Origin of the sequence: Marinobacter flavimaris, from assembly GCF_002933295.1 — a bacterium.
Lineage (GTDB): Bacteria > Pseudomonadota > Gammaproteobacteria > Pseudomonadales > Oleiphilaceae > Marinobacter > Marinobacter flavimaris.
In genome coordinates, this window is sequence record NZ_PSSW01000008.1 from 180645 (window position 1) to 192523 (window position 11879).

Genomic DNA, 11879 nt, shown 5'->3' on the forward strand with positions numbered 1-11879 from the left:
CGCTGGTAGTTTAGGGCAGTCGCCATGACCTCGCGCACCGAGCGCATACTTATAATAGACGCCGATGAACAGGCCCGTACGGATCTCGCCCGTTACCTTGAAGCGAGGGGGTTCTACGTAACCGGCTACCGGGATCTCGCCAGCGCCAAGGCGCTCTTTGACGATAACATTCCCGATGTCATCTTTGCAGACCTGCCTCCGGAGTCCATCCGGGATCTCGCCAATCGCCTGGAAGAAGCCGAAACATTCACGTCGATCGTCGCCTGTTCGTCCAGCGAGTCCAGCGCCGATGTGGTCAGCGCCCTCAGGGCCGGGGCGGCGGATTTTGTCCTCAAACCCTGCAACGACGACAAGGGCGCACTGGACGACGTTATCGGGAAATTGTTCGACCGGGTCCGGGTCAACCGGCTGAATCAGCTTTACCGGCAGGAGCTTGAAGAGGCAAATCGTGACCTGCGGGACGGCATCGCCGAGCTGCGGGCAGACCAGCGTGCCGGCCGAAAGGTCCAGTTACGGATGCTTCCGGAGCACGAACAGGTGATGAGTGGCCTGCACGTGGACCATATGATCAAGCCGTCGCTGTACCTGAGCGGTGATTTTCTGGATTACTTCCGTATTTCCGACGACAAGGTTCTGGTGTACATCGCCGATGTCTCCGGCCATGGCGCCAGTTCCGCGTTTGTAACCGTATTGCTGAAGAACCTGACCAACCGCTTGCAGCGAAACCTTCGCCGGGGCTCCAGTGAAGATATCCTGTACCCGGACCGATTCCTGGAACGCATCAATTCCGAGTTGCTGGATACCGGCCTCGGTAAACACGTAACCGTATTCGTTGGCATCATTTCCCTGAGCGAACGTAAGTTGAATTATGCAGTCGGCGCCCATTTCCCGATGCCCATCCTGTCCTTTGAGGGTGGGGAGGCAGCGTTTCTCGAGGGAAGCGGGCTTCCGGTAGGGCTGTTTGAGACGCCGGAGTGGGAAGTGTATGAGGTTCCCCTGAACAAACCGTTTCATCTGACCCTGTTTTCGGATGGAATTCTGGAAGTTATCCGGGAAAAGGGACTGGATGAAAAGGAGCGGACACTACTTGAACTCGTATCGGGAGGTCGTCACACTATCGCCTCTCTGAACGAGGCTCTGCATCTGGAACAGATCACAGAGCTGCCGGACGATATCGCTATCGTATCGGTAACTGATACCATGAACGGATCAGATAACACCCCGTCGAATTAGTGGCAGTGTGAAACATGGCTGGTTACAAGATCCTGCAAGCTGAAAAACAGGGCATCTATGTCCTGAAGTTTATTGGGGAAATCCGGCTGAACCTGTGTTCGACGCTGGACAATCTGGTTGAGTCCATCACCCAGGACCCCGAGTTCAAGACCGTGGTGATCGACCTGACCGAGACCGAGATTATCGACAGCACCACACTCGGACTGCTTGCCAAGATCGCCATGGCGGCCCAGAAACAGAGCAACTTCCTGCCCACACTTATTTCGACCAATCCCGATATTACCCGCATTATCACTTCCATGGGTTTCGACAAGATCTTTATTATTGTGCGAGAACCCGCGTCCCGAATTGAAGAGCTTGAAGAGATTCCCGTACTCAGGGCCAGCGAACAACAGGTTCGAGACAAGGTTCTCGATGCCCATAAAGTGCTGATGGGCCTGAACAGCCGAAACAGGGAAGAATTCAAGAATCTGGTGCGCGCTCTGGAATGTGAAGAGCCCGGTTAACTGCGCCACCCTGGTGCGACATGGCCGGTATCACACCTGATCTGACAGAACGGAAGAACTATGTCTGAACAATCGACGCCCCGGAACACTGAGGCAGCCGCGCCAGTACATGATGTGGCGGTTCTGGGCGGTGGCAGTTTTGGTACTGCCATGGCCAAGGTGCTGGGTGAAAACGGTCACCGTGTTCATTTCTGGATGCGTGGCAAAGCCCAGGCCGAAGAGATCCGCAGCACCCGAATCAATAGCCGCTACATGCCAGGCATTGAGCTGACCGGTGACATTCAGCCCACCACAGACCTGGCGGACGCTGTCAGCAAGGCCGAGATCGTCTTTGTTGCCATTCCGAGCAAAGCCTTTCGGGCCGTTATCCGCGAGAACAGCGACAAATTCCGCGACGAGCAAATTGTCATCAGTCTCACCAAGGGTATTGAAGAGCACGGCTTCAAACTGATGAGCGAGATTCTGCAGGAAGAGATCCCTCGTTGCCGTACTGGCGTGCTCAGTGGCCCTAACCTGGCTGGTGAGATCGTAAACCGGGATCTGACCGCCACTGTTATTGCCGCCAAAGATCCGGATGTACGCCGCTCGGTTCAGGACCTCCTGGGGTGCGAGTATTTTCGCGTTTACGCGAACGTGGATGTGTATGGCGTGGAACTCGCCGGGGCACTGAAGAACATCTATGCGATTGTTGCAGGTCTTGCCTCCGCCCTGGAAATGGGTGAGAACGCCAAGGCCATGCTGATTACCCGCGGTCTTGCGGAGATGAGCCGGTTTGCCGTCAGCCTTGGCGCCAACCCAATGACATTTATGGGGCTGGCGGGTGTCGGTGATCTGATCGTGACCTGCACCTCATCCAAGAGCCGGAACTTTCGAGTGGGTTATGCCGTTGGCCAGGGCCAGAAACTGGACGATGCCGTGGCGGAGCTCGGGCAGGTGGCCGAGGGCATCTATACCCTGAAGCTCGTCAAGCAGAAAGCCGAGGCCATCGGGATCTATATGCCACTGGTTCGTGGGCTTTACGAGATCCTCTATGACAACGCTTCAATCAAGGCGGTCATCAATAGCCTCATGATGTCGGTCCAGAATTCCGACGTAGAATTTATACTGCCGCGGACCATCAGCCAGTAACAGGCCCGCTGAACCGGGACCAGGCCGGAAAGGAGAGAGCCCTTGCAACTGCTCATCATGCGCCATGGGGAAGCTGGCTGGCATACGCTGGATCAGGAACGTGAACTGACAGAGGCCGGCCGGCTTGGCGTGGCTGAGGTTGCCGCTCGCATCGCGGAGTCGCCCTGGCGACCGAAGCTGGTCTGGAGCAGCCCCTATGTGCGGGCCAGGCAAACGGCGGCGATCGTTTCCGAAATTCTCAATTGTCCCGTTGAAGAAAAGATGTTTATCACTCCGGACGACGACCCGGCAGCCTGCCTTGATGCATTGATTGAGCATCACGAATCACCCCTGTTGATCGTTTCCCACATGCCCCTGGTGGGAGGGCTTGCCACGCTTCTGGTTGACGCACACCGCCGGGGCATTCCGTTCATGACCTCCCAGGCCGTCATGCTGGATATGCCAGTAGTCGGCCCCGGTTGCGCTGACTTGAAAGCCCAGTTTCTGCCCTGATATCACCAGTAAGTAATTTCTGAATTCTCAAATCCGAGCCCGACTATGTACAGCTTTCCAATCGACTACGTGGAGCCGGTCTTCCGGCCTCCCAGTGAAGCCAAGTCACTGATCCTGCCGGTCACCAACGGCTGCTCCTGGAACAAGTGCACGTTTTGCGAGATGTATACGCAGCCGCAAAAGAAATTCCGGGCCCGCAAGCCTGAAGATGTGCTCCAGGACATCCGTAATGCGGCTCGCAGCCTGGGTGGCGTGCGCCGGGTTTTTCTGGCAGACGGTGATGCCATGGTATTGCCGACCCGTCGCCTGTTGGAAATACTGGGTCAGCTCAGGGAGGCTTTTCCGGATCTTCAGCGGGTTTCCAGCTACTGTCTGCCCCGCAACCTCGCGAAAAAGACCGTGGAAGAACTGGCTCAACTGAAGGATGCAGGCCTTGAAATTCTCTATGTCGGTATGGAATCCGGCGATGATGAAATCCTGCGCCGGGTTAACAAGGGCGAAACCTGGGAATCCACCCGCTCGGCACTGCTGAAAATCCGTGAAGCGGGTCTTACGAGCTCTGTCATGGTGCTGAATGGGCTGGGCGGAGAAAACCTTTCGCGCCAGCACGCGATCAATACCGCAACGCTCTGCAACGAGACACAGCCGGATTATCTTTCCACCCTCGTGGTCAGTTTCCCACAGGGAGAAGAACGTTTCCGGGAGGGCTTCGGAGACGATTTCGTCCCGCTGTCCCAAAAAGGGCTTTTTGAAGAGATACGCCTCTTCCTGGAGCATCTTGAGCTGGATAAGACCATCTTCCGCAGTGATCACGCTTCAAATTACCTCGTGCTGAAAGGCACGCTGGGCCGTGACAAGCAGAAAATGCTGGACCAGGTAAACCTCGCCATTACCAACCCCGGTGCAGCACCGTTGCGCGCGGAGTGGATGCGCGGGTTGTAATTCAGATGGCCGGGAGCCACCGTTATGAGCATGAATCCGGATAATCTTGCAAAGCAGGTGGAGGAAACCGTGAAGAAGGCCGGGAATCCACCCATTGATCAGTGGGACCCCGAGCTTTCCGGGGATATGGATCTTCGCATCAGCCGCGATGGTCAGTGGATTTTCAAAGGCGAGCCGCTGACTCGAGAAGCGATTGTACGTCTGTTTTCCACCATTCTCCGCCGGGAAAGCGACGGCGAATACTACCTGGTGACGCCCGTTGAAAAGTGGCGCATCCAAGTCGAGGATGCGCCGTTGCTCGCCCATTCCCTGACCGTGACTGGAGAGAGCGACCGGCAGGCCATTTCCCTGACCACCAATGTCGGCGAAACCCTCGAGATCGGCCAGGACCATCCACTGGAAGTGACCACCTATCCGGGCTCCGATGAGCCAAGACCCGTGGTAAAGGTTCGCCATGGGGTCGAAGCGCGACTGGTAACCGCAGCCTATTACGACCTGGCGGAGCATGTTGTGGAACGGAATGAAGACGGACACCCGGTTCTCGGGGTATTCAGCCACGGAATTTTCTACAAAATCGGGCAGGGTGGTTGAAAACCCGTACCGCGGCCCCAGAATTACGGTAGAAAACGCATTAGCTCAGTTGTTAAACTGTGTTTTCATACTTGTTATGAGCCTGGCTCTCTAACGAGGCCCGGTGGTCGTTAGTCCCTCTGTTCAGTCTGGCTGTTCACGATCACTTTCGATTGCCTAAATCAATTAAACAGTCATTGCGGACACGCAAGGAGATCACATGGCCCAACCTCGTGTTGTCACCATCCATTACACGCTCACCAACGATCAGGGAGAGCAGCTTGATTCCTCCCGTGTAGAAGGTCGTGAGCCTCTGTCTTATCTGGAAGGTGCACAGAACATTATCGGTGGACTGGAAAGTGCACTGAACGAAAAGAACGCAGGCGATCAGGTTAAGGTTTCTGTAGAACCTGCTGAAGGCTACGGCGAAGTTAACGAAGAGCTGATCCAGCCGGTTCCGCGTTCTGCATTTGAAGGCGTCGATACCATCGAGCCGGGCATGCAGTTCCAGGCGCAGACCCCGGGCGGCCCCCAGGTCGTTCGTGTGGTAGAAGTTGGCGACGAAACCGTCACCATCGACGCCAACCATCCGCTCGCTGGCCAGACTCTGCACTTCGACGTAGAAGTGGTAGAAGCTCGCGACGCGACTGACGAAGAGCAAGAGCACGGCCACGCTCACTAAGCTTTTCGGAAGCGCAACGAAAAACGGCTCCCACGGGAGCCGTTTTTTTATGCCAAAAAAAACGGCCCGGGAGGGGCCGTTTTCTACCGGAATCCGGACTTACATGTTCGGATAATTCGGGCCACCGCCCCCTTCCGGAGTTACCCAGTTAATGTTCTGTGCAGGATCCTTGATGTCGCAGGTCTTGCAGTGAACACAGTTCTGGGCGTTGATCTGGAAGCGCTTTCCGCTGCCATCGTCTTTCTCGACAACTTCATAAACACCAGCAGGGCAGTAGCGCTGCGCAGGCTCATCGTATTTAGGCAGGTTGTCGCGGATCGGAAGGTCCGGATCGGTCAGTTTAAGGTGAACCGGCTGATCTTCCTCGTGGTTGGTGTTTGAAATGAACACCGAGGACAGACGATCGAAGGTCAGTGTGTTATCCGGCTTGGGATAGGTCACCTTCTTGCACTCGGCTGCCGGCTTCATGGTGGCATAATCCGGAGTGGTATCGTGGAAGGTAATCGGCAGGCTGCCGCGCAGGATGTTCTGCTCAAAGTAGGCGATGGCGCCACCGACTATATTGCCGAACTTGTGCATCGCCGGGCCGAAGTTACGCTCTGCGTATAGCTCCTTGAACAGCCAGCTGTCTTCAAATTTCTTCTGGAAGCTGCTGATCTCTTCGCCGCTCTTGCCGTCCTTCAGCGCTTCGAAAACTGCCTCGGCGCCCAACATGCCGGACTTCATGGCGGTGTGGGAGCCCTTGATCTTGGAACCGTTCAGCGTGCCCGCGTCACAGCCCAGCAAGAGACCACCCGGGAAGCTCATCTTGGGCAGAGCGTTGTAGCCACCCTTGGTAATTGCACGGGCGCCGTAGGAAACGCGCTTGCCGCCTTCCAGGTGTTTCTTGATCTCCGGATGCAGCTTCAGCCGCTGAAATTCCTCAAACGGGCTCAGATGCGGGTTGCTGTAAGACAGATCGGTGATCAGGCCCACATATACCTGGCCATTCTCGAGGTGATACAGGAAAGAACCACCGGTGGAGCCGGTTTCTTTCAGGGGCCAGCCGGTGGTATGAACTACGAGGCCCGGCTCGTGTTTGGCCGGATCAATATCCCACAGTTCCTTAATACCGATACCGTAGTGCTGCGGGTCTTTCCCTTCATCAAGCTTGAACTCGTTGATCAGGCGCTTGCCCAGGTGACCGCGGCACCCCTCGGTGAACAGGGTGTACTTCGCGCGCAGTTCCATGCCCGGCATGTAGCCGTCTTTTTCGGAACCGTCGCGGGCCACGCCCATATCGCCGGTAATGATGCCTTTTACCTGACCGTCTTCAATGATGGTTTCGGACGCGGCAAAGCCGGGATACACCTCAACGCCAAGCTGTTCAGCCTGTTCGGCGAGCCAGCGGCACAGGTTACCCAGGCTGATAATGTAATTGCCATGGTTGTGCATGTTCTTGGGCACAAACGCATTCGGGATCTTGGTGGCGCTGTCCTGGTTCTTCAGCAGGAAAATGTCGTCCCGGGTAACGGGCGTGTTGAGCGGAGCGCCTTTCTCTTTCCAGTCCGGGAAGAGTTCGTTGAGGGCAGTGGGCTCGAATACGGTACCGGCCAGAATGTGGGCGCCGATCTCAGAACCTTTCTCTACAACGCATACGGTGAGTTCCTCGCCAGCTTCCTGTGCCAGTTGCATGACACGGCACGCTGCCGACAGGCCCGCCGGGCCGCCGCCGACGATCAGAACATCAAATTCCATCGATTCGCGTTCCACGTTGGTCTCCTCAAACATCTTTAATGGATATTATGTGCCCGCAGGCCAATTATTCTGGGCCGCCATCATACCGGTAAAAGTGCCTATAGACGACTGCCCCAAGCCGTTTGTCCCGACTTGCATAACCAAAAGGATACCGTATTTGAAGAATCAAACAAACGTTTGTTTGAAATTCGCCCTGTCCTTTGGCATTGTAAGAGCACACTGAAACATCGTGTGTTTTGAGTCGAAATCTAGTATCGTCTCATTGCCGTCCCCGGTCAATACCGGGGAATTGGCTGAAAGTTCAGTCCTGGCGCGTCGTTTGAGGCTATTGATTCTGCCGTGTGTTGCCTCCATCATTAGTGCGCATTGAATTTCGGCAGGCTCTGCGCGAGGACTGCAAGTCATAAACCCATCGTAGAAGAACGAGGAATCTATGAAGGTTCTGGTCGCTGTAAAACGAGTAATCGACTACAACGTAAAGGTGCGCGTCAAGCCGGACAACACCGGTGTTGACCTCGCCAACGTCAAGATGGCAATGAACCCGTTCTGCGAAATCGCGGTAGAAGAAGCCGTTCGCCTGAAAGAGAAGGGTGTTGCCAGTGAAATCGTGGTGGTATCCATTGGCCCGAAAGCCTCCCAGGAGCAGATCCGTACTGCACTGGCGCTGGGTGCTGACCGTGGTATCCACGTCGAAACGGACGAGGAGGTTCAGTCTCTCGAAGCGGCCAAGCTGCTCAAGGCTGTTGTTGAGAAAGAAGAGCCGAAGCTGGTCATTCTTGGCAAGCAGTCCATCGATTCCGATAACAACCAGACTGGTCAGATGCTGGCCGCACTGACCGGCATGGGTCAGGGCACTTTCGCTTCCGAAGTGGTTGTTGAGGGCGACAAGGTTAACGTAACCCGTGAGGTAGACGGTGGTCTGATGACCGTTGCTCTGAACCTGCCTGCGGTTGTCACTACCGACCTGCGTCTGAACGAGCCGCGCTACGCTTCTCTGCCGAACATCATGAAGGCGAAGAAGAAGCCGCTGGACAACATGAGCCCGGCCGATCTGGGTGTCGACATCGCTCCGCGCCTTTCCACCCTGAAGGTTGAAGCGCCGGCTTCCCGTCAGGCGGGTGTGAAAGTGGCCGACGTTGCCGAGCTGGTCGATAAACTGAAGAACGAAGCGAAGGTGATCTAAATGAGCATCCTTGTAATTGCTGAACATGACAACAGCAGCCTGAAACAGGCTACCCTGAATGTTGTAGCGGCTGCCAAGGCCATCGGCGGAGACATCGACGTACTGGTTGCCGGTGAGAACTGTGGTGCCGTTGCTGAAGCAGCTGCGAAGGCCGAAGGCGTTAACAAGGTGCTGGTTGCCGACAACGCTGCTTATGGTCACTTCCTGGGCGAAAACCTGGGTGAGCTGGTTGCCGAAGTAGGCAAGGGCTACAGCCATATTCTCGCCGCCGCTGGCACCGTGGGCAAAGACTTCATGCCGCGCGTTGCTGCGCTGCTGGACGTTGCCCAGGTTTCCGACATCATGCGCGTGGAGTCCGAAGACACCTTCGTTCGCCCGATCTACGCTGGTAACGCCATTGCCACTGTAAAATCCAGTGACAGCATCAAAGTCGTTACTGTTCGTCCGACCGCGTTCGACCCGGTTGCTGCCGAAGGTGGCTCCGCTGCCGTTGAACAGCTGGACGTTGTAAAAGACGCTGGCCTGTCCCAGTTCGTCAGCGAAGAGCTGGCCAAGTCTGACCGTCCGGAGCTGGCAAGCGCCGGTATCGTGGTTTCCGGTGGTCGCGGTATGCAAAACGGCGACAACTTCAAGATGCTTGAGCAGGTAGCCGATCTGATGGGTGCCGCGGTTGGCGCATCCCGTGCTGCTGTCGATGCCGGTTTCGTACCGAACGACATGCAGGTTGGCCAGACCGGTAAGATTGTTGCTCCGCAGCTGTACATCGCTGTGGGTATTTCCGGTGCCATCCAGCACCTGGCCGGTATGTCCGATTCCAAGGTGATCGTTGCGATCAACAAGGATGAAGAAGCGCCGATCTTCCAGGTTGCCGATTACGGCCTGGTAGCGGACCTGTTTGAAGCGGTTCCGCAGCTTGAAGAAGAGCTGAAGAAAGTTCTGTAACTTTCTAACAAGCTTGCAAAAAGGCACCTTCGGGTGCCTTTTTCTTTTGGGTGAAGCCAGAATACCTGCCATGATATCTGATCCCGACGGTTGAACCGGATACACGAACCATGACCACAATGCCGTTTGATGCCTTAGCCTGCCCACTGGACGGCTGCCCACTGGTGCCTAGTGAAAAAACCTGGCGTTGCGAGAACGGACACAGCTTTGATGTTGCCCGGCAGGGCTACGTGCATCTGTTACCCGTTCAAAAGAAACGTTCCCTGGACCCGGGTGATAGCAAGGAAATGGTTGCGGCCAGACAACGGTTTCTGAATGCAGGGTTCTACACAAACATCGCCGAGGCCGTGAGCGATCAGGTATTGCAATGGCTCCCGAGCGCGGGCACCGGATCAATTCTGGACGCAGGCTCCGGCGAAGGTTATTACCTTCGACACCTCGCGAGCTTGGCCGGCGCCAGAGATATCTCCATGATCGGCGTCGACATCTCCAAGTGTGCGGTTCTGGCCGCGGCCAAACAGGACAAACAGACCCGGTGGGTGGTTGGCAGCAATGCCAACCTGCCAATACTGCCGGAATCCCTGGATCTCGTGCTTTGCCTGTTCGGTTTTCCGGTTTACAGCGAATTCGCCCGGGTGCTGAAGCCCGGCGGGAAGGTGATACAGGTGGATGCCGGTGCAGACCACCTTCGGGAACTGCGTGAAATCATTTACCCCGAACTGAAACCACCCGCAGACACTGAGATGGTTGATCCCGAGGGCTTCCGGACCCTGGATTCGACCGTGCTAAGGTTCCCGTTGAGTCTTCCGGGCCAGGACAGCATCGCCGATCTCCTGGCCATGACACCCCATCTTTATCGGGCCAACTCGGAGGGCCTTGAGAAGGCTGCTTCGCTCAAATCACTGGTGGTGACAGTCGACGTGGTTCTGAAACGCCTGGAAAGGCGCTAACCCCCCGAATTTTATTGACCGTCGTCGGAACCCTGAGCCTTGCCACTCTTGCGGGAAGCGAGCCGCTTTTCTGCTTTCCCGATGATCAGGGTATCGGCGAGGATGTGCAGAGCCTTGTTGGTCGTGCGCACGGTTTTGTAGATCTGTTGGCTCTTCTGGTCATGGGTGGCCCGTGCTTTACGGGCAGTCTGTCGGAACTCCTCATCCTTCGAGAACAGATCAATCAGCCCGAAAGTCGTGTTCGAGATTGCCTTGTGCAGCTTTTCTACGGCGCTCGCGCCACCCGAAACCGAGTCCTCCAGCAACCGCGCCCGGTTCCGGACCTCGAGAAGATCCATTCTGCTTTTCTGGATGGCACTGTGCGCTGACACACGATGGGAATTGAGAATCCGTGCTTCACGGCGACAGAGCAGCAGCTGCCAGTAGGCGATGCAGAATCCGCAAAAGGCCATTAGCAACAACAATGCGATTGCGGCCAGGTTCATGATGGGGCCCTCCAGTCACACATTGCGATCATCGATACTCAATCTGCATATCCACGTCGATTTCGCGCTCTGTCATTTCTTCCTCAAGTTCTTTCATCACTTCCTGGTACACCATTTTGCGAACCATCACGGGGAGTTTGTCGGCAAGCACTCGGGCAGAGCGTGACTCCCGCTTGGCCAGGGCAATCGGATCCAGTACCCGAAGCGTAATAACCAGCTCCGGTTCCTGCTCGGAATCTGCGATATCGTCGTTCTCCATCATTCGGGCGATCACTTTGCGCTGTTCAAGAACCTGCCAGCAGACAAAGCCGCTGAACAGGACAAGAAGGATGCTCAAGACTGTTAAAAAGGTGATCAATTCGAACCTCCGGAAATCGTTTTCTTGCTCTGCCTGCCAGTGTGCCCCAAGCAGTATGACAAACGATTGGCCGTGAAGACGGATTTACCGGTGTTGCCGGGAAAGTAGAACGAGCGCTCAAAACTGTTAACATTGGTTGCAGTTGTTCAATGAGCTACGCAGAATCAACGGGTTAAGGCCGACTATTCATACCAACAGAGGATTGTTCATGGTTTGGTTCAAGGCGTTTGCAAGTGGTTTTCTCGCAACCCTGGTGTTTCATCAGGGCCTGTTCGCATTGTTCTGGCTCGGGGGCATCGTGCCCGCAGCGCCCTTCAACCTGTCACCGGTGCCGCCGCTGGGTGTGCCCCAGGTTGTGTCATTGGCGTTCTTTGGTGGCCTTTGGGGCATGTTGTTGTGGCTGATCCTTGGGCGCTTGGCAGGGGTGAAGTTCTGGCTGGGGCATGTCATTGTAGGGGCTGTAGGTCCCACCGCAGTCGCCATGCTGGTTGTATTCCCCCTGAAAGGGCTAGATGTCTCGGCCCAGACCTGGGTGGGCGGCTTGCTCCTCAACGGTTTCTGGGGCCTGGGTGTTGCCGTATTCATGCGTCTGATGGGCGAGAAAGCGGTTGCCGGGCTCCGCTGAAATACCATTGATTCGTTATCAATTTCTGTTGTCATCACTGTTTACT

General features: G+C 55.9%; 14 protein-coding genes. 11 read left to right on the forward strand and 3 right to left on the reverse strand.

Annotation, left to right across the window (positions count from 1 at the left end; genetic code table 11):
- The first annotated feature begins 24 nt into the window (after window positions 1-24).
- The 7 genes from MDHKLMBL_RS15165 to MDHKLMBL_RS15195 all read left to right on the forward strand — a co-directional run bounded on the left by MDHKLMBL_RS15165 (window position 25) and on the right by MDHKLMBL_RS15195 (window position 5553).
- Window positions 25-1233, forward strand: a complete 1209-nt coding sequence (locus MDHKLMBL_RS15165; protein ID WP_104271261.1) for a PP2C family protein-serine/threonine phosphatase — start codon at window positions 25-27, stop codon at window positions 1231-1233.
- A gap of 14 nt (window positions 1234-1247) precedes the next feature.
- Entirely contained in the window at window positions 1248-1739 is a 492-nt protein-coding gene (locus MDHKLMBL_RS15170) for an STAS domain-containing protein (protein WP_008171643.1), read from the forward strand.
- 60 nt (window positions 1740-1799) lie between these two features.
- Window positions 1800-2867 (forward strand): NAD(P)H-dependent glycerol-3-phosphate dehydrogenase, encoded by a 1068-nt coding sequence (locus tag MDHKLMBL_RS15175; RefSeq protein WP_008171642.1) that lies wholly within the window; start codon window positions 1800-1802, stop codon window positions 2865-2867.
- 42 nt (window positions 2868-2909) lie between these two features.
- Window positions 2910-3359, forward strand: a complete 450-nt coding sequence (locus MDHKLMBL_RS15180; protein WP_053115346.1) for a SixA phosphatase family protein — start codon at window positions 2910-2912, stop codon at window positions 3357-3359.
- Between the two features lie 45 nt (window positions 3360-3404).
- Window positions 3405-4301 (forward strand): radical SAM protein, encoded by an 897-nt coding sequence (locus tag MDHKLMBL_RS15185; RefSeq protein WP_014577135.1) that lies wholly within the window; start codon window positions 3405-3407, stop codon window positions 4299-4301.
- 24 nt (window positions 4302-4325) lie between these two features.
- Window positions 4326-4892: a DUF1285 domain-containing protein gene (locus MDHKLMBL_RS15190; RefSeq protein ID WP_104271263.1), complete on the forward strand. Its 567-nt coding sequence runs from the start codon at window positions 4326-4328 to the stop codon at window positions 4890-4892.
- A gap of 199 nt (window positions 4893-5091) precedes the next feature.
- Window positions 5092-5553, forward strand: a complete 462-nt coding sequence (locus MDHKLMBL_RS15195) for an FKBP-type peptidyl-prolyl cis-trans isomerase (protein WP_008171631.1) — start codon at window positions 5092-5094, stop codon at window positions 5551-5553.
- A 99-nt stretch (window positions 5554-5652) separates the two neighbouring features.
- On the opposite strand, the gene MDHKLMBL_RS15200 is transcribed toward MDHKLMBL_RS15195, so the two are convergent.
- Complete coding sequence (locus MDHKLMBL_RS15200; RefSeq protein ID WP_104271341.1) at window positions 5653-7305, reverse strand: electron transfer flavoprotein-ubiquinone oxidoreductase; 1653 nt, start codon at window positions 7303-7305, stop codon at window positions 5653-5655.
- A gap of 418 nt (window positions 7306-7723) precedes the next feature.
- Here MDHKLMBL_RS15200 and MDHKLMBL_RS15205 point away from each other — a divergent pair, with 418 nt between their 5' ends.
- The 3 genes from MDHKLMBL_RS15205 (at window position 7724) to MDHKLMBL_RS15215 (ending at window position 10365) form a co-directional block, all read left to right on the forward strand.
- Window positions 7724-8473, forward strand: a complete 750-nt coding sequence (locus MDHKLMBL_RS15205) for an electron transfer flavoprotein subunit beta/FixA family protein (protein WP_008171627.1) — start codon at window positions 7724-7726, stop codon at window positions 8471-8473.
- Complete coding sequence (locus MDHKLMBL_RS15210) at window positions 8474-9415, forward strand: electron transfer flavoprotein subunit alpha/FixB family protein (RefSeq protein WP_062784263.1); 942 nt, start codon at window positions 8474-8476, stop codon at window positions 9413-9415. It begins immediately after the preceding gene.
- Window positions 9416-9525: 110 nt separating this feature from the next.
- A complete protein-coding gene (locus MDHKLMBL_RS15215; protein ID WP_104271265.1) occupies window positions 9526-10365 on the forward strand; it encodes a putative RNA methyltransferase in 840 nt (279 codons plus the stop codon).
- A gap of 11 nt (window positions 10366-10376) precedes the next feature.
- On the opposite strand, the gene MDHKLMBL_RS15220 is transcribed toward MDHKLMBL_RS15215, so the two are convergent.
- Together MDHKLMBL_RS15220 and MDHKLMBL_RS15225 are read right to left on the reverse strand one after the other, a co-directional pair.
- Window positions 10377-10850 carry a hypothetical protein gene (locus MDHKLMBL_RS15220; RefSeq protein ID WP_104271267.1) on the reverse strand — a complete coding sequence of 158 codons (474 nt, stop codon included), beginning with the start codon at window positions 10848-10850 and terminating at the stop codon, window positions 10377-10379.
- A 28-nt stretch (window positions 10851-10878) separates the two neighbouring features.
- Window positions 10879-11208, reverse strand: a complete 330-nt coding sequence (locus MDHKLMBL_RS15225; RefSeq protein WP_041645222.1) for a hypothetical protein — start codon at window positions 11206-11208, stop codon at window positions 10879-10881.
- A gap of 208 nt (window positions 11209-11416) precedes the next feature.
- On the opposite strand from MDHKLMBL_RS15225, the gene MDHKLMBL_RS15230 reads away from it, so the two are divergent.
- Complete coding sequence (locus tag MDHKLMBL_RS15230) at window positions 11417-11833, forward strand: hypothetical protein (RefSeq protein ID WP_014577128.1); 417 nt, start codon at window positions 11417-11419, stop codon at window positions 11831-11833.
- The last annotated feature ends 46 nt before the right edge of the window (window positions 11834-11879 follow it).

Coding starts and splice junctions, on each gene's coding strand:
- MDHKLMBL_RS15165 (WP_104271261.1), top strand. CDS start 25: ATGACCTCGCGCACCGAGCGCATACTTATAATAGACGCCGATGAACAG.
- MDHKLMBL_RS15170 (WP_008171643.1), top strand. CDS start 1,248: ATGGCTGGTTACAAGATCCTGCAAGCTGAAAAACAGGGCATCTATGTC.
- MDHKLMBL_RS15175 (WP_008171642.1), top strand. CDS start 1,800: ATGTCTGAACAATCGACGCCCCGGAACACTGAGGCAGCCGCGCCAGTA.
- MDHKLMBL_RS15185 (WP_014577135.1), top strand. CDS start 3,405: ATGTACAGCTTTCCAATCGACTACGTGGAGCCGGTCTTCCGGCCTCCC.
- MDHKLMBL_RS15190 (WP_104271263.1), top strand. CDS start 4,326: ATGAGCATGAATCCGGATAATCTTGCAAAGCAGGTGGAGGAAACCGTG.
- MDHKLMBL_RS15195 (WP_008171631.1), top strand. CDS start 5,092: ATGGCCCAACCTCGTGTTGTCACCATCCATTACACGCTCACCAACGAT.
- MDHKLMBL_RS15205 (WP_008171627.1), top strand. CDS start 7,724: ATGAAGGTTCTGGTCGCTGTAAAACGAGTAATCGACTACAACGTAAAG.
- MDHKLMBL_RS15210 (WP_062784263.1), top strand. CDS start 8,474: ATGAGCATCCTTGTAATTGCTGAACATGACAACAGCAGCCTGAAACAG.
- MDHKLMBL_RS15215 (WP_104271265.1), top strand. CDS start 9,526: ATGACCACAATGCCGTTTGATGCCTTAGCCTGCCCACTGGACGGCTGC.
- MDHKLMBL_RS15220 (WP_104271267.1), bottom strand. CDS start 10,850: ATGAACCTGGCCGCAATCGCATTGTTGTTGCTAATGGCCTTTTGCGGA.
- MDHKLMBL_RS15230 (WP_014577128.1), top strand. CDS start 11,417: ATGGTTTGGTTCAAGGCGTTTGCAAGTGGTTTTCTCGCAACCCTGGTG.